Source organism: Stenotrophomonas sp. STEN029 (assembly GCF_056760015.1).
The window spans coordinates 1-22,518 of record NZ_JBRREC010000005.1 but is presented as its reverse complement, the minus strand read 5'-3'; the positions used below and the strand labels follow the sequence as shown (position 1 = coordinate 22,518).

The following is a 22,518-nucleotide window of genomic DNA, read 5'->3' as shown; positions in this document are numbered from 1 at the left end:
GAACTCAACGCTGCATCGCTTTGCCGTCCTGGCCCGCAACAGCCGCACTGCGGGGGCAGCACGGCTCCTGGCGATGAACCTGGAAGCCCCCGCCGCAGCAGGCGGGGGCAAGACCAAACCGCTTACCAGCCGAAGCCGGCACCAACGCCGACCGAACTGTCGTCACTGCTGAAGGCACCACCCAAGGTGACGGTGGCGCGATCACTGATGGCACGCTGGTAGCCCACGGACAGTGCCGATTCGCCGCCCTGGTAGCCGACACCGACACCGACCCGGTTCTGCGTGCGCACGCCCGCAGCACTGGTAGCCATGTTCAACATGGCCGCGCTCATCGCGCCTTGACGATCCAGACGACGGTCGACGTGGCGCAAGCGCTTGTCGATATCGCCACGGAAGATGTCGAAGCTGTCGGCCATGCTGCTGAACTTGGTGTCGGTATAGGTATTGGCGGCGGTGATGCCACTATCCAGCTGCGCCTTGTTGACCGCATCGGTGGCCTGCGTGCCAGCAGCAACGTTGGTGACCTGCCGCTCATGGCCGCTGCTACCGACCGACACCGTGTTGGCACGGTCCGCAATCGACCCTTGGCCCAAGGCAACGGCACCGGTTGCAGTGACGCTGGAACCCTGGCCAATCGCCGTACCGGAGGCAACGCTGACGGTGGCACTTTCACCCACCGCCACCGCATTGGTGGCCACCGCCGCGATGCTGGTATTGGCACCCACCGCGGTGCTGCCGTCGGCATTGACGCGGGAATTGCTACCAATCGCGGTGTCGTTCGGGCCATGTGCATAGCTGTTGTTGCCGATGGCGCTACCCGCAACGCTGTTGGCCTTGGCTTGCTCGCCCAGCGCTACGCCAGTGCTCGCAGCCGGCGCAGCAGTCTCTGCTCGCGGGCCATTGCCATTGCCATTGCCGTTGCCGTTGCCGTTGCCATTTCCATGACCGTTTCCATTGCCATGCCCGTTCCCGTTCCCGTTCCCGTTTCCATTCCCGTTGCTGGCAATACGGTTGTTGATGGCCGTAACCTGGCCGTCGAGCGCCGACAACGCTGCACCCACGTTGTTGTAGCTGGCCCCCTGGATGACATAGGTCGGTGCGACGAACATGCCCTGCATGCCCACGCCGGCACCGCCACCGAGGAAGCTGGCCATATTGCCCAGCGACTGGAACAGCTGCCCGCCATTGATGGCCTGCATGCTGCCAGCGGCGATGGCACCGGCAGCGACGTTGTCCAGCGTGGTTCCCTGGATGCCAGCCAAAGTCAGCTTGTCGCGGCTGGCGTCGTCGTAGGTCACCGCATTAGCGGTCACGCCCTCGATGCTGCCGATACGACCATCGATGTCGGTAACGCGCGTCTCCACCGCACCGACCCGCTGGTTGGTGACATGCAGCTGACCACCGGTCACCGCATCAGTGCTGCCTTCGGCAATACGCCCTGCACCGACATTGACGATGCGACGCGTCACTGGGCCATTGCTGCCGTTACCGCCACCTACCGAAACCACGTTGGCTTCAACTGCACGCGAACCAGCGCCCAGGGCCACCGAATTGGCGCCTGAGACGCCAGCACCCGCACCGATTGCGACACTGTTGACGCCGTTGCTGGCGAACGCGCCGTAACCGATGGCGACACCGTTGACTGCAGTTATCGAGGTCTGCCGGCCCAGCGCCGTGCTGTTGCTGGCACGTGCCGATGCATCGGCACCTACCGCAGTCGCGCCATTGGCATTGGCGGTGCTGGCGGCACCCAAGGCGGTACTGCGCTCGGCACTGGCAACCGCACCCGAGCCCGATGCAACCGCGTTGGTACCGCTGGCAGTTGCCACGCCATCACCGGATGCCTGGAAGTACTTGTTAGTCTCGCCTGCGACCTCGGCCACCGCATCCAGCTGCGACTTGTTGACCGCATCGGTTGCCTCGGTACCCGCAGCGACATTGGTGATCTGCCGTTCGGCACCCACATCACCCACTGACACGCTGTTGGCGCGATCAGCAATGGAGCCTGCACCCAGCGCCACCGAATTGGTGGCGCCGGCTTCGGCACCAGTACCAACTGCGGTGCTCTGCTGGCCGAAGGCCCAGGCATTGGCACCCACCGCGGTCGCATCATCACCGAAGGCCCAGCTGCCGCTGCCGATGGCCACGGCATTGGTCGCGCCGATGCCGAAGAAGCCAAAGCCGGTTTCGGCACCATCACCAATCGCCAGGCTGCCTTCGCCCAGCGCCGACGCATTGCGGCCCACGGCGACATTACCGTCTTCGTAGGCAGCCGCGTTGTAGCCAACCGCGGTGGTCCCAACGCCTTCGGCGTAGCTCTGCGAGCCGGTCGCGGTGCTGTAGTTGCCAAGTGCATTGGCCACCGCACCACTCGCGGTGGACTGGTCACCCTTGGCATATGCACCAACACCGGCTGCGGTGGCGGCGAAGCCTTCGGCGTTGGCACTGGCACCCAACGCGGTGCCGCCGACGCCAGCACTGGTAGCACCGGTCTGCACCGGCTCACCGCCGACGTTGATCAGTGGATCACCGTTGGCATCCACCGCATTGCCACCCACAGCCACTGCACCCGGGCCCATCGCCTGTGCGTTCTGGCCGAATGCGGCTGCGTTCTGGCCACTGGCCAAGGCGTTCATGCCGACTGCGGTTGCGCCGTCAGCCACTGCATTGGCGCCACTGCCGAACGCCGATGCGCCGTTGCCAATCGCATTGGTCGCCTCACCGGAGGCCGTGGCGTTGTCGCCTTCGGCGTACGCACCGGCATCACTGTCGGCACTGCCGGTGGCCTTGAAGTACTTGGCCGTGGTCTGCCCTTCCGCCGCTACCGCGGCCACTTCATCGAGCTGGTCCTTATTGACCGCATCGGTGCCCTCGGTACCGGCGGCCACGTTGGTGATCTGCCGTTCGGCGCCCACATCGCCCACCGATACGCTGTTGTCGCGGCCGGCAATGGAGCCTGCACCCAGCGCCACCGAGTTGGTGGCACCCGCCTCGGCACCGGTACCAATCGCCGTGCTCTGCTGACCGAAGGCCCAGGCGTTCGCACCCACCGCGGTTGCATCATCACCAAACGCCCAGCTGCCGCTGCCGATCGCTACCGCATTGGTCGCGCCAATGCCGAACAAGCCGAAACCCGTCTCGGCACCATCACCAATCGCCAGGCTGCCTTCGCCCAGTGCAGAAGCATTGCGGCCGACCGCAACATTGCCGTCCTCGTAGGCGGCCGCGTTATAGCCGACGGCGGTGGTGCCAGCACCTTCCGCATACGATTGCGAACCGGTGGCGGTGCTGAAGTCGCCAACCGCATTGGCGACCGCACCGCTCGCGGTGGACTGATCACCCTGCGCCCATGCGCCAACACCGGTTGCGGTAGCGGCGAAACCCTGGGCATTGGCACTGGCACCAAGTGCGGTACCGCCGACACCCGCACTGGTCGCGCCGGTCTGCACCGGTTCACCATTGGAGGTGATCAGCGGATCGCCATTTTCATCCACGGCATTGCCACCGACGGCAACCGCGCCCGGGCCGGTTGCCTGTGCGTTCTGGCCAAAGGCCGCTGCGTTCTGGCCACTGGCCACGGCATTCATGCCAATCGCCGCCGCACCGCTTGCCAAGGCACTGGCGCCGTTGCCGATCACGATGGCGCTCTCACCGCTGGCCACGCTGTTGCTGCCCAGTGCGATGGCGTTGTCACCATCCACCAGGTTGGCAAAGCCGAACGCACTACTGTTCTCTCCATCTACCTGGTTGAAGTTGCCGAATGCCGAGCTGTTGCTGCCGTTGGCGGTATTCACGTAGCCGACGGCGCTGGAGTAATCACCAGCGGCGACGTTGTAGCTGCCGACGGCCGTACTCTGTGCGCCGGAGGCCTCCGAGCCAACACCAGCCGCGGTTGCACCGTCACCGCTGGCAATCGCGTCATCACTGCCATCGGCAGCGCCATTGGCCTTGAAATAACGCCCGGCCAACAGTGCACCTTCGGCTGCGGCATTGAGCTGATCAACGTTGACCGCATCGGTGCCTTCGGTGCCTGCAGCAACATTGGTGATCTGGCGCTCCGCGCCCTCCGCTCCAACCGACACACTATCGGCACGATCTGCCAGCGAATTTGCGCCCAGGGCAACACTGTTGGCGGCGCCCGCGGTGGCATTCGCACCCAAGGCGGTGCTGTCTGCGCCAAGGCTGGTGCTGTAGAAGCCAACTGCCGTGCTGTTGATACCGCTGGCCCAGCTCTCCGCGCCCAGCGCACTGGCGTTGTCGCCCGCTGCATAGGCGAAGTAGCCGACAGCCGTGGATTCAGCACCCGCAGCTTCGCTCAATGCACCCGACGCCAAAGCGTAATCACCCGAAGCGATTGCGCCAGCGCCCAGCGCCGTGGAAGCCTCGCCACTGGCCTGGGTATCAACGAAGAAGCCAAGCCCCGGGATGAGGTCGATCGGACCACCTACCGCAACACTGCTGGTGCCCGACGCAGCACTCTGGCTACCTACCGACGTGCTGTAGTCACCGGTTGCATTGGCCACCGCGCCAAATGCGGAGGACTGCGCTCCCTGAGCGAACGCGCCCAGACCGGTGGCGGTGGCGGCGAAGCCCTCCGCACTGGCACTTGCACCAAGCGCAGTTCCACCGAGGCCTGCGCTGGTCGCACCGGTCGTCACCGGCTGTCCGCCAAACGTGATCAATGGATTGCCATTGGCATCCACTGCATTGCCACCGACGGCCACCGCCGCCGGGCCGGTGGCCTCGGCGTTCTGGCCGAATGCGGCACTGTTCTGGCCGGCGGCCAAGGCATTCATGCCAACTGCGGTTGCACCGTTGGCCACCGCATTGGCGCCTGTACCGTAAGCCGACGCGCCGTTGCCGATGGCATTGGCGGCTTCGCCCGCAGCGGTAGCGCTATCGCCTTCCGCGTAGGCACCGGCATCGCTGTCGGCGCTGCCAGTGGCAGTGAAGTACCTGCTGGTGTTGCCAGCTACCGCGGCCACTTCATCCAGCTGGTTCTTGTTGACCGCATCGGTGCCTTCAGTGCCGGCGGCGACATTGGTGATCTGCCGCTCGCTGCCGACGTCACCTACCGAGACGGTGCTCTCGCGATCAGCCCAGGAATTGGCACCGATGGCGACGCTGTTGGCCGCTTCGGCCACCGCGCTTTGGCCCAGGGCTGTGGAGTTGTCGGCATCGGCCCAGCTGTTGAAGCCAATGGCGGTGGCGTACTCACCCACTGCCCAGGCGCCATTGCCGAATGCCGCGGTGCCGGTGCCGGAGGCCTTGGTGCTGATGAAACCGCCGAAGGTGGTGCCGCCAACCGCAGTCGATTCCTCACCCGAGGCAATCGCCGATTCACCGACTGCGGTGGTGCTGACGCCCGAAGCCGCTGCCCCCAGGCCCATCGCAACGCCGTAGTCGCCGCTGGCCTCGGCCCCGTAGCCGACCGCCGAAGCGAGGTCACCGGAGGCAACCGCATAGCTGCCGACTGCCGTGGTGCCACGACCGCTGGCCTCGGCACGGAAACCGTTTGCCAACGCCTGCTGGCCAGATGCCACCGACTGTGCGCCCTGCGCAGTAGCGAACGCGCCCGAGGCTTCCGCTCCTTCGCCGAAGGCACTGCTGCTGTCGCCGCTGGCAACGCTGCCCGTACCTACGGCAATCGCGTCATCGGCATCGGCCAATGCGCCATCACCGATCACCACGCTGCCGTCACCGCTGGCAACGCTGTTGCTGCCCAAGGCAATCGCATTGGCACCATCGACCAGGTTGGCCGTGCCGAATGCGCTGCTGTTCTCGCCATCCACCTGGTTGAAATTACCTACCGCCGAGCTGTTGGTGCCGTTGGCGGTGTTCACGTAACCGACGGCGCTGGAGTAGTCACCGGCGGCGACGTTGTAGCTGCCAACCGCGGTGCTCTGCGCACCGCTTGCCAGCGAGCCGACCCCGGCAGCGGTTGCACCGTCGCCGCTGGCGACCGCGTCGTCACTGCCATCGGCGGCGCCGTTGGCCTTGAAGTAGCGCGCGGTCAGCTCTGCGCCTTCCGCGACGGCAGTGAGCTGATCGACGTTGACCGCATCGGTGCCTTCGGTACCGGCGGCGACATTGGCGATCTGACGATCAACAGCGGCGTGGACGACGCCGGCCGAATCGGTCCATTCCTGCGCCGCCCCGACCGAAACCGTGTTGGCACGGTCAGCGAACGAACCGGCACCCAGCGCGACGCTGTTCTCTGCGTCCTTGCTGGTCCAGGCATTGGAGCCCAGCACCACCGCGTTCTGCGCCTGTGCATAGCTGTTGTAACCAACGACGGTGGCTCCGTCCTCGGTCGCCCACGCCTCCGCACCCAGCGCGGTGGTGTGCTTGCCTTCGGTGACGCTGTAGAAATCCTGGCCGGCCAGCGAGTTGAAGCCGACTGCAACACCAAGCTCACCGGTGGCGGCATTGTTGCCGACTGCGACGCCGGTCAAGCCTGCACGCGCCTGTACGCCGAACGCAGCACCTGCGATGTCCGCAATTGCGTTCTGGCCTACCGCAGTCGCCACGTCAGCGGCCTCGGCAAACGTACCGATCGCCGTGCCGAAGAACGTTGCATAAGCGCCGCTACCAACAGCCACCGCCTGCCACGCATCGGCGTAGGCACCGAAGCCCAGTGCGGTAGCCTGACGACCGGTTGCCCAGGCCGATGTGCCGATTGCGGTAGCAGCAAAGCCTGCAGCCTGCGCATCGGTACCCATGGCGGCGGAGAACAGGCCCTGCGCGTTGGCACCAGCGCCGATGGCCATGAAGGCACCTTCGCTGACCGAGGCATCAGTACCAATGGCAATGCTGTCGCCGTTCTCGGCGTTTGCATTCTGGCCCAGCGCGATGCTGCCGGAACCGGTTGCCAGTGCATTGGTGCCGACCGCAACACTGTTGTCAGCCAAGGCATTTGCGCCGGTGCCGTAAGCCGATGCACCGTTGCCGATCGCATTGGCAGCCTCGCCGGCTGCGATGGCACTATCGCCCTCCGCATAGGCACCGGCATCGCTGTCGGCACTGCCGGTCGCCTTGAAGTACTTGCTGGTGTTTTCGGCAACTGCCGCCACTTCGTCGAGCTGCGACTTGTTCACCGCGTCGGTGCCTTCAGTACCGGCAGCGACATTGGTGATCTGGCGTTCGCTGCCAACATCACCCACCGACACGCTGTTCTCGCGATCGGCCCAGGAGTTCGCACCGATGGCGACACTGTTGGCGGCCGCCGCGGTGGCGCTCTGGCCAAGCGCGGTGGAATCGTCCGCATCGGCCCAGCTGTTGAAACCTATCGCGGTGGCGTACTCACCGATCGCCCACGCACCATTGCCGAACGCCGACGCACCGGTACCCGATGCTTCGGTGCTGATGAACCCACCGAAGGTGGTACCACCCACCGCAGTCGACTCCTCGCCCGACGCAATCGCCGATTCACCCACCGCCGTGGTGCTGGTGGCCGAGGCGGAAGCACCCAGGCCCATCGCAACGCCATAGTCGCCACTGGCATCAGCGCCATAACCCACTGCCGAAGCAAGGTCACCGGAGGCGGAGCTGTAGGCGCCCAGCGCAGTGGTGCCGCGACCGCTGGCATCGGCGCGGAAGCCACTAGCCGTTGCCTGCTGCCCGGAAGCAAGCGCCTGGCTGCCCTGCGCGCTTGCATAGGCACCTGTCGCTTCTGCACCGCTGCCGACGGCAGTGCTGCCCAGCTCGCTGGCAAGACTGCCGGAGCCGACCGCAGTGGAGTCATCGGCAGCCGCGTAGGCGCCATCGCCGATCACCACGCTGCCATCACCACTGGCGATGCTGTTGCTGCCCAGGGCAATCGCATTGTCACCATCGACAAGATTTCCGGCACCGAAAGCGCTGCTGTTGGCACCATCAACCTGATTGAAATTGCCGACTGCCGAACTGTTCTCACCGTTGGCGGTATTTACATACCCCACCGCGCTGGAATAGTCGCCTGCAGCCACGTTATAGCTGCCTACCGCGGTGCTTTCCACGCCGCTTGCCAGCGAGCCGACACCTGCAGCCATCGCACCTTCGCCGCTGGCCACCGCATCATCGCTGCCATCAGCTGCACCATTGGCCTTGAAATAGCGACCCGCCAACAGTGCGCCGTCTGCGGCCGCATTGAGTTGATCGAGGTTCACCGCATCGGTTCCGACAGTACCGGCAGCGACGTTGCTGACCTGTCGTTCGTTGCCAGCCGAGCCGACCGATACCGTGTTGGCGCGATCAGCAATGGAGCCAGCCCCCAATGCCACGCTGCCTGCAGCCGAAGCCACCGTGCCAGCACCAATGGCCACCGCGTTCGCGCCCGATGCATCGGCGCTGTTGGCGATGGCGCAATCCACCAGGGTTGCGCTGCCAAGCACCATGCACTGCGCGTTACCGCCCACTTCCACCGACTGTGCCTGCGCCGCTGTTACCCAGGCACTTGCTCCCAGACCCAACGCAACGGCAACCGACAAGGCTTGCAGGCGTATCCCGGCGCTATGCCGCTCATCCATGACCACACCGGCCGAGCTGGACGATGCCAACTCCGACGCCACCACCAACTGCCCCAATGCCTTGTTCCATACCTTGCGGTAGATCCGGTTCATCGCTGCTGCTCCTCAAGTGGACGGGTTTTTTCGCTTGCAGAAAACCCCATCGCTGGACTGGCGTGCCCAACGATCCCCCTGTGGTGTTGTGGTCCCGGTCCCGCTGCTGCTGGGCACGTGAGGCTCACGCCTGTCGTGGTCTACCCCCCTGGTTCCATACCTGTCGGGCGACTACGGGATGGATGGAGTCTTAATCGACGATTCATGATTCGTCAAACTTTTGGCTCAAATCTCAGTTTTTGAGATGAATCTCTCAGATCTCTCAATTTGGTGAGATTTTCGAAAATTTACTTTTGAAACAGTCTCCTAGTCCCGAGAAAGCAGTCAGACATGGACATCCATCCCACTCGATGAAGGGACCGCCGTGGGAACCGAAACCATTGGACTGCAATCGTTTCCCGACTCCCGTCGATTCCTCTGGAGCAAAGGATTCATCTTCCTTAAAGAACGGTGGACAGTTGCATTGCAGCAAGGCAAGTTGCGCCAACAAGTCCATCTCTGGGCGCGAAAAAGGACTGGCAAGGCTCCCGAAGCGTCAAGTTGCTGGCACCCTTCACTGACACAGGCGGCATTCAACTCCCGACCGTCTGGTCAGCCGAGAACGAATTGACCATTCACCGGGAGCAAAACTGCTCTGCCCCGAACACAGACAATCCACGCCCCCCCGGTGAACCTGCAGTTCGGCCCTCATCAGCGCTGCATGTATCCACGCACAAAACGACATCCGAGAACGGAAAAAGCCCGCAGGCTGTGACCTGCGGGCTTCTTTGACTTCCTACGCACAGAAACTACCTATCGGCGTTCCTGCCTGTTCAGCCGCACCATACCCGTGCGTTGCGGAACATCCGCAGCCACGGCGAATCTTCGCCCCAGCTGCTCGGCGCCCAGCTCAGGTTGACCGTGCGCGGGGTGCGTTCCGGGTGCGGCATCAGGATGGTGACGCGGCCATCGCTGGTGGTCAGGCCGGTGATGCCGTCCGGCGAACCGTTCGGATTCAGCGGGTACTGGGTGGCCACGCGGCCATCACCATCGACGTAACGCAGCGCGATGCTGGCTGCTGCCTGGTCCACCGCGCTGTCGAACTCGGCACGGCCTTCGCCGTGTGCCACGGCCACCGGCAGGCGCGAGCCGGCCATGCCACGCAACAGGATCGACGGCGACTCGACGACTTCCAGCAAGGCGGTGCGTGCTTCGAACTGCTCGCCGGCATTGCGCAGGAACTTCGGCCAATGCTCGGCACCGGGGATGATGTCCTTGAGCTGGCTCATCATCTGGCAACCGTTGCACACGCCCAGCGCGAAGGTATCCGGGCGGGCGAAGAAGGCCGCGAAGGCCTCACGCAGTGCCGGACGTTCGAGGATGGAAGTTGCCCAGCCGCGGCCTGCACCCAGCACGTCGCCGTAGCTGAAACCGCCGCAGGCAGCGATGCCGCGGAAGTCGCTCAGCTGCACGCGGCCTTCGATCAGGTCGCTCATGTGCACGTCGTAGGCGTCGAAACCAACGCGCTCGAAGATATTGGCCATTTCGATCTGGCCATTGACGCCCTGCTCGCGCAGGATCGCCACCTTCGGCCGTGCGCCGCTGGCGATGAACGGTGCAGCGACGTCGTCGGCCGGATCAAATGCCAGCTTCGGCTTCAAGCCCGGCGCGTTGAAGTTGCGTGCAATCGCACGCTCCTGGTCAGCCGCATCCGGGTTGTCACGCAGCTTCTGCATGGCGTGGGTCACCGACCACCAGGCATCGAACAATTCTTCCCAGCGCCATTCCACCACGCTGTCGCCGGCCAGCTGCACGCGCACCACCGGTGCGGTGGTCGGGCGAGCGATGCGCTGTGCGCATTCGGTCAGCGCGTGGCGTTCGACCAGGTCGGCGAACGCAGCGCGGTCTTCCTTGGCGATCTGCACCACGGCACCCAGTTCTTCGTTGAACAGGCTGCGGAACGGATCATCGCCCCAGGCATCGAGCACGATGTCCAGGCCCATGCGCGAGGCGAATGCCATTTCGCACAGTGCGGCGAACGCGCCGCCGTCACTGCGGTCGTGGTAGGCCAGCAACAGGCCCGACTCACGTGCATCGCAGATGAGTTCAAAGAACGCGCGCAGGCGCTGCGGGTCGTCCAGATCCGGCACATCACCGGCGAATGCCGGCAGCGCGCTGTGATCGGCCTGGGTCTGCGCCAGAATCGAACCGCCCAGACGCTGCTTGCCAGCGCCCAGGCCAATCAACCACAACTCGCTTTCGGTTTCGCGGTCGAGCAACGGGGTGAGCTGCTGGCGGGCATCGCTGACCGGGGCGAACGCAGTGATCACCAGCGACACCGGCGACACCGACTTCTCGGCCTGGCCATCGGCCTGCCACTGCGCCTGCATCGACAGCGAGTCCTTGCCCACCGGGATGCTGATATCCAGCTGCGGGCACAGCTCCATGCCGACGGCCTTGACGGCGTCGTACAGCAGCGCGTCTTCGCCGTTGTGGCCGCAGGCGGCCATCCAGTTGGCCGACAGCTTGACCGTATCCAGCGCGGTCACCGGTGCGGCACACAGGTTGGTGATGGCTTCACCCACCGCCATGCGTGCCGATGCAGCGGCGTTCAACAGTGCCAGCGGCGTACGCTCGCCCAGCGACATCGCTTCGCCGGCGTAGGTGTCAAACCCAGCCAGGGTGATTGCAACATCCGCCATCGGCAGCTGCCACGGGCCGATCATCTGCTCGCGCGCGGTCAGACCACCCACGCTGCGGTCACCGATGGTGACCAGGAAGCTCTTCGAAGCGACGGTCGGGTGTGCAAGCACACGCAGACCGGCGTCATGCAGGTCGATGCCGGCGGTCTTCAGCGACGGCCAGCGCGGTGCCGGCGGATGCACGGTGTCGCGGTGCATCTTCGGTGCCTTGCCGAACAGCACGTCCATCGGCAGGTCGATCGGTGCATCGGCCGGGGTGTTGCCCGGGGTCGCGCCATAGGCAACGACCAGGTGCTCCTCCGCCGTTGCAACGCCGACGGCGGCGAACGGGCAGCGTTCGCGCGCGCAGATGGCTGCGAATTCGGCCAGGCGCTCCTGCGCCACGCCGAGTACATAACGTTCCTGCGACTCGTTGCACCACAGCTCCAGCGGCGACAGCGAGGGATCGTCGGTGGGCACCTTGCCCAGGTCGATCACGCCACCGACGTTGGAGTCGTGCAGCAGTTCAGGAATGGCGTTGGACAGGCCACCGGCGCCGACGTCGTGGAAGAACTTGATCGGGTTGTTCGTGCCCATGGCCACGCAACGATCGATCACTTCCTGGCAGCGGCGTTCCATTTCCGGGTTGTCGCGCTGCACGCTGGCGAAGTCGAGGTCTTCGGCGCTCTCGCCCGAGGCCACCGACGAGGCCGCACCGCCGCCCAGGCCGATCAACATGGCCGGGCCACCGAGCACGATCACCGCGTCGCCCGCCTGCAGCTGCAGCTTGTCGACCTGCACGCGATCAATCGCACCCAGGCCGCCAGCCAGCATGATCGGCTTGTCGTAGGCACGGGTGATGCCGTCTTCCGGCAGTTCGAAACTGCGGAAGTAACCGAGCAGGTTCGGGCGACCGAATTCGTTGTTGAACGCGGCGCCGCCGAGCGGGCCGTCGAGCATGATGTCCAAGGCCGGCGCCATGCGCGGGTTCAGCGCGCGCGGCGCTTCCCACGGCTGCGGCAGGGTCGGGATGCGCAGGTGCGAGACCGAGAAGCCGGTCAGGCCAGCCTTGGGCTTGCCGCCGCGACCGGTGGCACCCTCGTCGCGGATCTCGCCACCGGCGCCGGTCGCGGCACCCGGGAACGGCGCGATCGCGGTCGGGTGGTTATGCGTTTCCACCTTGATCTGGAACGCGCTGGGCACCACCGCTTCGCTGCGGTACTTGCCGGTGGCCGGGTCCGGGCGATAGCGCGCGGCCGGTTCACCTTCGATCACCGCGGCGTTGTCGCTGTACGCGCTGAGCGTGTGCTGCGGGGTCTGCTGGTGGGTGTTCTTGATCATCTTGAACAGCGAGCGGTCCTGCTCGTTGCCATCGATGGTCCAGCTGGCATTGAAGATCTTGTGCCGGCAATGCTCGGAATTGGCCTGCGCGAACATCATCAGCTCGACGTCGGACGGATCCCGGCCAAGCTCACTGTAACGCTGACGCAGATAGTCGATCTCGTCATCGGCCAGGGCCAGGCCGAGGCGCTTGTTGGCGCCTTCCAGATCGTCCAGGGCGATGCGCTCCAGAGTGCCGCGGCCGACGTTTGCGAACAGCGCCTGGGCCTGGTCGATGTCTTCCAGCAGGGACTGGGTCATCGGATCGTGCAGCAACTTGGCCAGTGCAGCCTGTTGCGCCGGATCGGACGGCCAGCCGCTCAGGTCGATGCGGGTACCGCGTTCAACGCGCTGGATTGGTAGACCGGCGCCGCGTACCAGCTCGGTGGCCTTGCTCGACCACGGCGACAGCGTGCCCAGGCGCGGCACCACATAGCGCGAGATTGCGCCATCGGCGCGCTCTGCAGCCTGTGGCTGACCCTGCAGGATGCGGCCCAGCGTGGTCTGGTCGACCGCGCCGGCATCGGCAGCCTGGGTGAAATAGACGTGCCAGGCACCGGTGATGCGCAGATCGGCGGCAATGGACTGCAGGCGGGATTCAAGACGTTCGCGGCGGAACGGCGAAAGGGCAGCTGCGCCCTCGAGGACGATCATGTCCGGGAGACCATGGTGGGAATCGGCCCGCGATTGTACCGGACTCGGCCGCCCCAAGCCTCAGCAGCCCGACTACCGGAAGTCCTCAGGGATGACGCGGTTCACACCGACAGTCAGCTGCGCAGGCCAAACCGTGCCGCCTTTTTTGACAACGTTATCCTCATTCGACCGGCACCTGCGTGCTGGTGCAACGGCCCAGATCCGGGCCCAGCAAGCATTTTCCTCGTCCCAAGGCCGGGCGCAGCCGCGCCCGCCCCGCCGAAGGCGTGCCCCGGAACAACGCACAACCATCGCCCCACCAAAGAAGGAGACCCACCATGACGGACCATCCCACAGGCCCTTTCCGGCCCCGATATACCTGCCAGCTCGCCCGCAGGCCGCGGCTGGGCCGGGCCCTGGCCCTGGTGTTTGCGGCCGGCAGCGTCGTACCGGCAGCCCAGGCCGCCAACTGTGCAGGGGTGAAGCCCTGGCTGGGAACCACGATCTACCAGCCCGGCAACCAGTTGCAGAAAAGCGGCACGCTGTACCAGGCACGCCAGACCATCTGGAACGCACCACCGGACCACCCCGCAGGCCGCCGCTACTACGACAATCTGGGCCGCTGTGATGACGGCGCACCAGCAGCCAACCAGCCGCCGCAGGTCCGTCTGACCGCGCCCAGTGCAGGCAGCACCTTCAACGCCGGCAGCAGCATCACCTTCAGCGCAGTGGCGACAGACAGCGACGGCAGCATCCGCAGGGTCGAGTTCTTCCGCAACGGCCAATCCATGGGCAGCGTCGGCAGCGCTCCTTACCTCCTTGCATGGCACAACGCCACTGTCGGCAACCATCTGCTCAGCGCCATCGCCACCGATGACCGCGGTGCCAGTACCACCTCGGCCACGGTCAACGTGACGGTCACCGCTCCGGACAAGGACAGCACCGCACCCTCGATCCCGGACGGGCTCCGCGTAGAAGCGAGCACCCCGACCAGCATTGCGTTGCGCTGGAATGCTGCCAGCGACAACCCCGGTGGCAGCGGCATCGCCGCCTATGACCTGTACCGGGACGGCACGCAGGTCGCTTCGACTGTCAGCAGCCAGCATGCCGACACCGCGCTGACCCCGGCCACCACCTATCGCTATGCCGTGCGTGCCCGCGACAAGGCCGGCAACGCCTCCGCGCTCAGCGCCATTGTCAGCGCCAGTACCTTGGCCGAGGACGGCGGCGGCAACGAACCAGGAAAACCAGGCGGGCCCGGCACTCCAGGCGCCGGCGGCAAGCGGGTGATCGGCTACTTCACCCAATGGGGCATCTACGGCCGCAACTACCGCGTCAAGAACATCGACAGCAGCGGTTCGGCGGCGCACCTGACCCATATCAACTATGCCTTCGGCAACGTCCGCAACAACCGCTGCGAGGTTGGCATCACCCAGGCCGCCGATCCGGCCAGCGGCGCGGGCGGCGACGCCTATGCCGATTACACCCGCAGCTTTGGCGCCAGCGAAAGCGTCAGCGGTGTCGCCGACCAATGGAACCAGCCGCTGCGCGGCAACTGGAACCAGCTCAAGCAGCTCAAGGCCAAGTACCCACAGCTCAAGACGCTGATCTCGCTCGGCGGCTGGACCTGGTCACGTGGTTTCTCCAGTGCCGCACGCCCGGAGAACCGCCAGGCCTTTGTCGCCTCCTGCATTGACGCCTACATCAAGGGCAATCTGCCGTTCACCGACCATGCCGGTGGCAAAGGAGTAGCTGCAGGCGTGTTCGATGGCATCGACATCGACTGGGAGTACCCGGCCGCCTGCGGCCTGGGCTGCGGCACACCCGCCGACCGCGACAACTTCACCGCCCTGCTGGCCGAATTCCGCCGCCAGCTGGATGCCGTGCGTCCCGGCCTGCTGCTGACCGTGGCCGTGGGTGCAGGCATCGACAAGATCCGCCCGACCGACCCGGCCGCCTATCACCGCCACCTGGATTTCATCAATGTGATGACCTACGACTTCCATGGCGCCTGGGCCGGCACCACCAATCACCACACCGCCCTGTTCCACTCCCCGGCAGATCCTTCAACCGGCGACGCTGCCCTGTACAACAGCAACGACGCCATCGAGGCCTACCTGCAACGCGGCGTCCCGGCCGCCAAGCTGAATATCGGCGTCGGCTTCTATGGCCGCGGCTGGACGGGCGTGGCACGAACCAACAACGGCCTGTACCAGAGCGGGCGGCCGGCAAGCGGCAGGTTCGAGGCCGGCATCGAGGACTGGAAGGTGCTGAAGAACCTCGGTTGGCCGGTGCATACCGACCCGATTGCGCAGGCGACGTGGCTGTATGACGGCAACACCTTCTGGAGCGTCGACACGCCGGAAATGCTCGGCCGCAAGATGACCTACGTCAAAGCCCAGGGGCTGGGCGGCGCGTTCTTCTGGGAGTTCAGCGGTGACGACACCCAGGGCACCTTGGTCAACAGCATCAGCAACGGCCTGAAGTAAGCAACTGCCAAAACCACAACGCCGCTCGCGTTACCGGAAGGGGCGTTGTCTGTTCAAGCCTTGTCGCGCATGGCTATCAGCGGCTACCGCCACCTTCCAGGCGATCCAGCGTGGCCTTGAGCTGTGCCGGCGGCAGGTAGCCACCAAGCTGGCTGCCATCGGCGGCAAAGATCGCCGGGGTACCGTTGATACCCAGCTGCTGGCCAAGGTTGTACTGCATGGCCACCGGGTTGGTGCAATTCCTGGACGGTACCGGCTGGCCGGACTTGGCAGCAGTCAACGCGGCCTTGCGGTCACTGGCACACCAGACCGAGATCATGTCGGTGGCGTCCTTGCTGGCCAGGCCCATGCGCGGGAACGCGAGGTATTCGACGGCGATGCCGTTGCGGTTCAACTCGGCGATATCCTGGTGCAGCTTGCGGCAGTAGCCGCACTCGATATCCGTGAACACGCTGATGGTGTGCTTGGCATTTGGCGGTGCAAACACGATGCGGTCCGCATGCGGCAGCGTCTGCAGCAGATTGCGACGGTAAGCCAGCAGGCCGGGGCTGGTGGCCTGGCCCTTCTTCTCGATGTCGTAGGGCGTGCCCTGCAGCAGATAACGGCCGTCATCGGTCACGTACAGCACCTGCCCGGACACCAGCACCTCACGAAAACCCGCAAACGGTGCCGCGCCGATGTACTCCGGCTTGAGGTTGGGATCCAGCTCCTTGAGCGCGTCGCGCACCTGCTTTTCGACTGCGGCATCGGCCGGGGAGGCAGCGGCACTGGCAGCGGCTTTGGGAGCTGCGGGCTGTTGCGCGCAGGCAGTAAGGCTGAGCGCGCCGAATAGCGCGGCAATGGCAAATCGGAACATGACGACCCATCGAAAGAGAACAGCCGGATTCTCGCACACCGCCCGAATCGGCGTGGGAGCGGCCCCGGCTTTTAGGAGCGGCGTAAGCCGCGAAGCCACCCATCCCTGAGCACAGGCATCAACCGCAACCTGACACCCCCTCTGCTTCGCGGCTAACGCCGCTCCTACGGGCTTCGCTGGGAAAGCCCCTGCCGAGCATGGCTCGGCACTACCCCTTTGCCCCCTGACGCAGGGGTAAGCCTCTGCCCCCTCCCTTGCGCCAAAAGCGCAGGGCCATGCCTCTGCCCCCTCCCTTGCGCCGAAGGCGTAGGGGAGGGCTGGGGAGGGGTTGGCTCTTCGCTGTCCGCTTTCAAACAAACCCTACAACTTCACCCCCGCGGGTGATGCTTGCGGTGCAGCTTCTGCAGGTGTTCGCGGGCGACCAGGGTATAGATCTGGGTAGTGGACAGGGAGCTGTGGCCAAGCAGCATCTGCAGCGCGCGCAGGTCGGCGCCGTGGTTGAGCAGATGGGTGGCGAAGCTGTGCCGCAGTCCGTGCGGGCTGATCTTGCCCGGGTCGATACCGGCCACCGCCGCACTGGCTTTCACCAAGGCCCAGAACTGCTGCCGGCTCAATGGGGTACGGTCGATGTCGACAAACAATGGCACCTGCCCCGCCAACGTGGCCGCAACCGGCTTGCCTCCCGTGAGATGTGGTCTTGCCGTGGCCAGATAGCGCTCCAGCCAGTACTGCGATTCCTCGCCCAAGGGCACCAACCGCTCCTTGCTGCCCTTGCCGGTCACCCGCAGCACACCCTGGCGCAGATTGACCGCATTGGCCGGCAGGTTGACCAGCTCACTGACGCGCAGGCCAGCGGCGTACATCAGCTCCAGCATCGCGCGATCACGCAGGCCGACCGGGCTTTCCGTATCTGGCGCAGCCAACAGCGCCTCGACCTGACTCTCTGCCAAGGCCTTGGGCAGCGAGCGTGGCAACTTGGGCGACTCCAGCAGTGCCGCAGGGTCTTCACTGCGCTCCCCGCGCTTCAGTGCCTGCGCGAAGAAGGCGCGCAGCACCGATAGCAGGCGGGCATTGCTGCGCGCGGTCCAGCCGTGGCGGGTGCGCCAGGCCAGATAATCAAACAGGCCCGCACGATCAATCCCAGCCAGGCCGTCGTTGGCGCCATCGCGCCAGCGCGACAAACCTTCAAGATCGCGTCGATAACTCTCCAGCGAAGCCCGGGCCAAGCCGTTCTCGGCCCAGATCGCATCCAGAAAGCGTTGGATCAAACGGTCATCGGCATCACGCAATGGCGGCAGTTGCTGCACCAGTTGGCGGCGTTCGGCAGGAGTCATGGACGCGGACATCGGCATAAGGATAAGCCCGGCACGAACGACTGCCCATGCGCGCATGCCATCACAGAACGTATGCTCGGCCCATGAGCACACCCGCCCTTGCCGAAACGCCCCGCCCTTCCGCGTTGCTGCTCCGCCGCCTGGCCGCGCTGTTCTACGACCTGTGGCCGGTGTTGGCGCTATGGATGCTGGTGTCGGCTTTGTTCACCGTCGGCTACACCCTGGCCGGCCATGCCAGCCGCGACAACATCCATCCCTTCAGCGCACTGCAATGGCTGCTATGGCTGAGCTGCTGGTTGATTGCCGGCCTCTATGCCACCGAGAGCTGGAAGCGCGGCGGGCAGACCCTGGGCATGCGCCCGTGGCGGCTGCGCCTGCAGAGCGCTGACGGGCAAACCCCCAGCAGGGTGCAGCTGTGGAAGCGCTACGCACTCGCCACGCTGTCGCTGCTATTGGCTGGTTTCGGCTTCATCTGGGCGCTGTTCGACCGCGAGCGCCTGACCCTGCACGACCGCCTGAGCGGCACAAGGCTGACGAAACTGTAGTGCCGAGCCATGCTCGGCAGGGGCTTTACCCTCAGTGCCGAGATGTAGTGCCGCGCCCAGCTCGGCAAGACGCGTTACCGGGAAAGCCTCAGCCGAGCATGGCTCGGCTCTACCCCGCACTACCCAACCCGTCGTCGTGACAGCCAGGCGGAGATGCCCAGCATCAGCAACGGCGGCAAGGCATAGGCGATGCGGTAATCAAACTTCAGCGCGCCGGCCATGCGGCCGAAGAACATCTGAAGCAGCAGGAAGCCCAGCGCGAACAACATGCCCAGGAACAGGCGCTTGCCCATGCCGCCGCTGCGCAGCGAACCAAACGCAAACGGCACCGCGGCCAGGCACAGTGCCAGCACATTCAAGGGGTAGAACCAGCGCCCCCAGTAGGTGTCTTCGTACTCACGCGCATCCAGGCCATTGCGCTTGCGGTAATCGATGCTGGTCTTGAGATCGCCAACACCGAGGTTGCGCGGCTTGGCCAGGCCGGAAGCCAGCGCAGAGGCATCCAACTGCGAGGCCCACTTTTCGCTGGGCAGCTCCTGGCGCGCAACCGAGCGTTCGCCGAAGGTATCGCGACGCACGCTTTCCAACACCCAGCCCTGGCTGTCGTGACGTGCGGTCTTGGCATAGGTCAGGCTCAACAGGCGCCCGTCTTCGCCCAGCTGGTACAGGCGCACGTCATGCAGCAGCAAGGTCGACTGACCGTCGGCGCTGAGCTGCTCTTCGCCGGTCAACGCATTGAGGAATGTATCGCCTTCACGCGCCCACAGGCCCGAATAGCGGGCCGTGGCCATATCGGTATTGAAACGGGCGCTGGCCTTCAAGGCATCGGCGCGGCCCTGTGCCCAGGGCGCCAGGGTTTCGCCATTGACCACCATCAACGCGGTCAGCAGCGACAACGCAATCGCCACCGATACCGCAATCCGCCGCCGCGACAGGCCAATCGCCCGCAGCGCAGTCAACTCGGAGGTCGCCGCCAGCTGGCCCAGGCCCATCAGCGCGCCAATCACCGCAGCCATCGGAAACAGTGTGTAGGCACGACGCGGCAGGGTATATGCCACCCACGCCAAGGCATGGCCGAAGCTGTAATGGCCCTGGCCGATCTTCCCGGCCTCGCCGGACAAGGCCATGATCGCGTCCAGGCCCAGCAGCACCATCCACACCACCAGCACCGTGAGCAGCACGGTACGGCCTACATAGACGTCATGAATCCGCGGCAGCAACCTCATGCCTTTGCTCCCGCACGGCGGCGACTCAAGCGCCCATCACGGAAGTACAGCCACAGGGCCAGCAACAGCAACGGCAGGGTCAACCACCACATGCCGGCATCGACCGGCAGCTTGCCCGCGGCCAGCCACTGGCGGCCAAGAATGCTCAGGCTCACGCCCACGGTGTAAGCGAGGAACGCGACCATGATGCGGCCATAACGCTGCTGGCGCGGCGCGCTGCGCGCCAGCGGCAGGGTCAGCAGGGCAAATGCCAGCGCCAGCAGCGGCGGGGTGATGCGCCAGTGCAACTGCGCCTTGGCCTCCGGCCGGTCATCGCCGAGCAACTGGCCGGTGGTCAGCATTTCCGGGTCATTCTGGTCGCGTACTTCCTCGCGGTCCGGCAAGGCAACTTCATTGCGCGCATAGCGCATCAGCCGGTAGTCCAGGGTTCCGCTCTCCGGGCCTTCGACCCGGTAGCCGTCCTCCAGCCGCAGGTAGCGCTGGCGTTCGCCTTCGAAGAACATCGCGCCACTGTTTGCCGATACCACGTCGATACGCCCTTCCTTCTGACGCTGCATGAACACCTTGCCCATCTTGGTGCCGTCGCCCGTCAAAGACGACAGGTAGACAATGCCGCCACCAGCCAACGGGGTGAACTGGCCCGGCTCCAGCCCGGCCACAACCATGCTGCGACTGGCTTCCTGCAGCATCCGCTCCGCGTTGCGGTCGGCCCAGGGGCCCAACCACAGCGAGCAGCCCGCAACCAGCGCCACCACCGGCACCGTCAACAGCAGGATCGGCTTGAGCAGGCGCTTGGGACCGACGCCAACACCGGTCAACACCGCCATTTCTGAATCGCGGTACAGCCGCGCGATCGACAGGGCCAGCCCCAGCATCAGCGCGAGGGGCAGGATGATGGGCAGGTAGACGATGAATTGCAGGCCCAGCTGGGACAGCATCAGGCCGGCCGGGATGCGGCCATCGGCGATACGGCCGAGAATGTCGACCAGCACACCACCCATGCTGACTACCAGAAGTACGGTCAAAGTGGCCAGAAAACTCTGGAGGAAGTCACTCAGAAGGTAGCGGTCAAGCTTCGCCATAGGGTCGGTGGTTTAAACTCTCGGTTTAGTCCGCAGAACGCCCGGCCTCGGTGGCCTTGCGTATACAGCCTGCGATTGTACGGATTTGGCAACGGAATCTGATCAATGTCTCTGGAATTCACCCTGAACCACGCCGCCCCGGTCTCCGCCGAGGTGGATTGCGTCATTGTTGGCGCCTTCTCTGACAAGTCGCTGACCCCGGCCGCACAGGCCCTGGACGCAGCGTCTGGCGGCCGTCTGGCCGCCCTGGTCGAGCGCGGCGATGTTGGCGGCAAGACCGGCAACACCACCCTGCTGCACGATCTGGCCGGCGTCAGCGCCGCCCGCGTGCTGGTGGTTGGCCTGGGCGACCCGGCCAAGTTCGGCGTGGTGCAGTACCTGAAGGCTGCCGGCGACGCCGCCCGCGCCCTGAAGAGCGGCAATACCCGCAGCGCGCTGTTCACCCTGAACGAACTGGAAGTTGCTGGTCGCGATGCCGCCTGGAACGTCCGTCAGGCCGTGATCACCGCCAACCACGCCAGCTACCGCTATACCGCCACCCTGGGCAAGAAGAAGCCGGAAGCCCCGGGCCTGGAGTCGCTGGCCATCGCCAGCAGCGACGAAACCGCGCTGCTGCAGGGCCAGGCCATTGCCGCCGGCGTGGAATACGCCCGCGAGCTGGGCAACCTGCCTCCGAACTACTGCACCCCGGCCTATCTGGCTGAATCCTCGGTCAAGTTCGCCGCCGAGCACGACGGTGCCGAAGCCGAGATCCTGGACGAGGCGCAGATGGAAGCGCTGGGCATGGGCTCGCTGTTGGCCGTCGCCCGTGGCTCGGCCAACCGCCCGAAGCTGGTGGTGCTGAAGTGGAGCAATGGAGGCGACGCCAAGCCCTACGTGCTGGTCGGCAAGGGCATCACCTTCGACACCGGCGGCGTCAACCTGAAGACCCAGGGTGGCATCGAGGAAATGAAGTACGACATGTGCGGTGGCGCCAACGTCATCGGCACCTTCGTCGCCACGGTCAAGGCCAAATTGCCGTTGAACCTGGTGGTGGTCGTCCCGGCAGTGGAGAACGCCATCGACGGCAACGCCTACCGTCCGTCCGACGTGATCACCTCGATGTCGGGCAAGACCATCGAAGTGGGCAATACCGACGCCGAAGGCCGTCTGATCCTGTGTGACGCGCTCACCTATGCGCAGCGCTTCGAGCCGGCCGCACTGATCGACGTTGCCACGCTGACCGGCGCCTGCATGGTGGCCCTGGGCCACCAGACCGCCGGCCTGATGAGCAAGCACGACGACCTGGCCAACGAACTGACCGCCGCCGGCGAGAACGTGTTCGACCGCGCCTGGCGCCTGCCGCTGTGGGACGAGTACCAGGGCATGCTGGATTCCAGCTTCGCCGACGTCTACAACATCGGCGGCCGCTGGGCTGGCGCCATCACCGCCGGCTGCTTCCTGTCGCGCTTCACCGAAGGCCAGCGCTGGGCGCACCTGGACATCGCCGGCGTCGCCAGCGATGAAGGCAAGCGCGGCATGGCCACCGGTCGCCCGGTCGGCCTGCTGACCCAGTGGCTGCTGGACCGCGTTGCCTAAGTAAGTCCTGGACAAAGCCGGGGGGGGGGGGGGGGGGGGGGGGGGGGGGGGGGGGGGGGGGGGGGGGGGGGGGGGGGGGGGGGGCGGCGGGGCGGGGGGGGGGCCGCCGCCCCGCCGGCCGGGCGCCGGGGCGGG

The 22,518-nt window shown here is 65.5% G+C and carries 9 protein-coding genes; 3 read left to right on the top strand and 6 right to left on the bottom strand.

The annotated features are described in order from the left end of the window. Window positions 1-122: 122 nt before the first annotated feature. Complete coding sequence (locus tag ACVOLI_RS02040) at window positions 123-8,600, bottom strand: ESPR-type extended signal peptide-containing protein (RefSeq protein ID WP_481533328.1); 8,478 nt, start codon at window positions 8,598-8,600, stop codon at window positions 123-125. Window positions 8,601-9,412: 812 nt separating this feature from the next. Then, a complete protein-coding gene (gene purL / locus ACVOLI_RS02035) occupies window positions 9,413-13,294 on the bottom strand; it encodes a phosphoribosylformylglycinamidine synthase (RefSeq protein WP_481533327.1) in 3,882 nt (1,293 codons plus the stop codon). Between the two features lie 317 nt (window positions 13,295-13,611). Here purL and ACVOLI_RS02030 point away from each other — a divergent pair, with 317 nt between their 5' ends. Beyond that, complete coding sequence (locus ACVOLI_RS02030; protein ID WP_481533326.1) at window positions 13,612-15,762, top strand: glycosyl hydrolase family 18 protein; 2,151 nt, start codon at window positions 13,612-13,614, stop codon at window positions 15,760-15,762. A gap of 76 nt (window positions 15,763-15,838) precedes the next feature. On the opposite strand, the gene ACVOLI_RS02025 is transcribed toward ACVOLI_RS02030, so the two are convergent. Further along, entirely contained in the window at window positions 15,839-16,618 is a 780-nt protein-coding gene (locus ACVOLI_RS02025; RefSeq protein WP_481533325.1) for a DsbC family protein, read from the bottom strand. A gap of 368 nt (window positions 16,619-16,986) precedes the next feature. Continuing rightward, complete coding sequence (gene xerD / locus ACVOLI_RS02020) at window positions 16,987-17,964, bottom strand: site-specific tyrosine recombinase XerD (protein WP_481533324.1); 978 nt, start codon at window positions 17,962-17,964, stop codon at window positions 16,987-16,989. 71 nt (window positions 17,965-18,035) lie between these two features. Here xerD and ACVOLI_RS02015 point away from each other — a divergent pair, with 71 nt between their 5' ends. Then, window positions 18,036-18,497, top strand: coding sequence for an RDD family protein (locus tag ACVOLI_RS02015; RefSeq protein WP_481533323.1), 462 nt, complete (start codon window positions 18,036-18,038; stop codon window positions 18,495-18,497). A gap of 119 nt (window positions 18,498-18,616) precedes the next feature. On the opposite strand, the gene lptG is transcribed toward ACVOLI_RS02015, so the two are convergent. Together lptG and lptF are read right to left on the bottom strand one after the other, a co-directional pair. Beyond that, window positions 18,617-19,723 (bottom strand): LPS export ABC transporter permease LptG, encoded by a 1,107-nt coding sequence (lptG, locus tag ACVOLI_RS02010; protein ID WP_481533322.1) that lies wholly within the window; start codon window positions 19,721-19,723, stop codon window positions 18,617-18,619. Further along, the gene (gene lptF / locus ACVOLI_RS02005) at window positions 19,720-20,805 is read right to left on the bottom strand and encodes an LPS export ABC transporter permease LptF (protein WP_481533321.1); all 1,086 of its coding nucleotides are present in this window, start codon (window positions 20,803-20,805) and stop codon (window positions 19,720-19,722) included. Before lptF ends, lptG begins: the two co-directional genes overlap by 4 nt. Before the next feature lie 105 nt (window positions 20,806-20,910). On the opposite strand from lptF, the gene ACVOLI_RS02000 reads away from it, so the two are divergent. Continuing rightward, the gene (locus tag ACVOLI_RS02000; protein WP_481533320.1) at window positions 20,911-22,383 is read left to right on the top strand and encodes a leucyl aminopeptidase; all 1,473 of its coding nucleotides are present in this window, start codon (window positions 20,911-20,913) and stop codon (window positions 22,381-22,383) included. Window positions 22,384-22,518: the final 135 nt, after the last annotated feature.

Excerpts from the sequence above, each read along its gene's own strand:
- ACVOLI_RS02025 (WP_481533325.1), bottom strand. The coding sequence starts at position 16,618 with ATGTTCCGATTTGCCATTGCCGCGCTATTCGGCGCGCTCAGCCTTACT.
- ACVOLI_RS02040 (WP_481533328.1), bottom strand. The coding sequence starts at position 8,600 with ATGAACCGGATCTACCGCAAGGTATGGAACAAGGCATTGGGGCAGTTG.
- ACVOLI_RS02015 (WP_481533323.1), top strand. The coding sequence starts at position 18,036 with ATGAGCACACCCGCCCTTGCCGAAACGCCCCGCCCTTCCGCGTTGCTG.
- ACVOLI_RS02000 (WP_481533320.1), top strand. The coding sequence starts at position 20,911 with ATGTCTCTGGAATTCACCCTGAACCACGCCGCCCCGGTCTCCGCCGAG.
- xerD (WP_481533324.1), bottom strand. The coding sequence starts at position 17,964 with ATGTCCGCGTCCATGACTCCTGCCGAACGCCGCCAACTGGTGCAGCAA.
- lptG (WP_481533322.1), bottom strand. The coding sequence starts at position 19,723 with ATGAGGTTGCTGCCGCGGATTCATGACGTCTATGTAGGCCGTACCGTG.
- purL (WP_481533327.1), bottom strand. The coding sequence starts at position 13,294 with ATGATCGTCCTCGAGGGCGCAGCTGCCCTTTCGCCGTTCCGCCGCGAA.
- lptF (WP_481533321.1), bottom strand. The coding sequence starts at position 20,805 with ATGGCGAAGCTTGACCGCTACCTTCTGAGTGACTTCCTCCAGAGTTTT.
- ACVOLI_RS02030 (WP_481533326.1), top strand. The coding sequence starts at position 13,612 with ATGACGGACCATCCCACAGGCCCTTTCCGGCCCCGATATACCTGCCAG.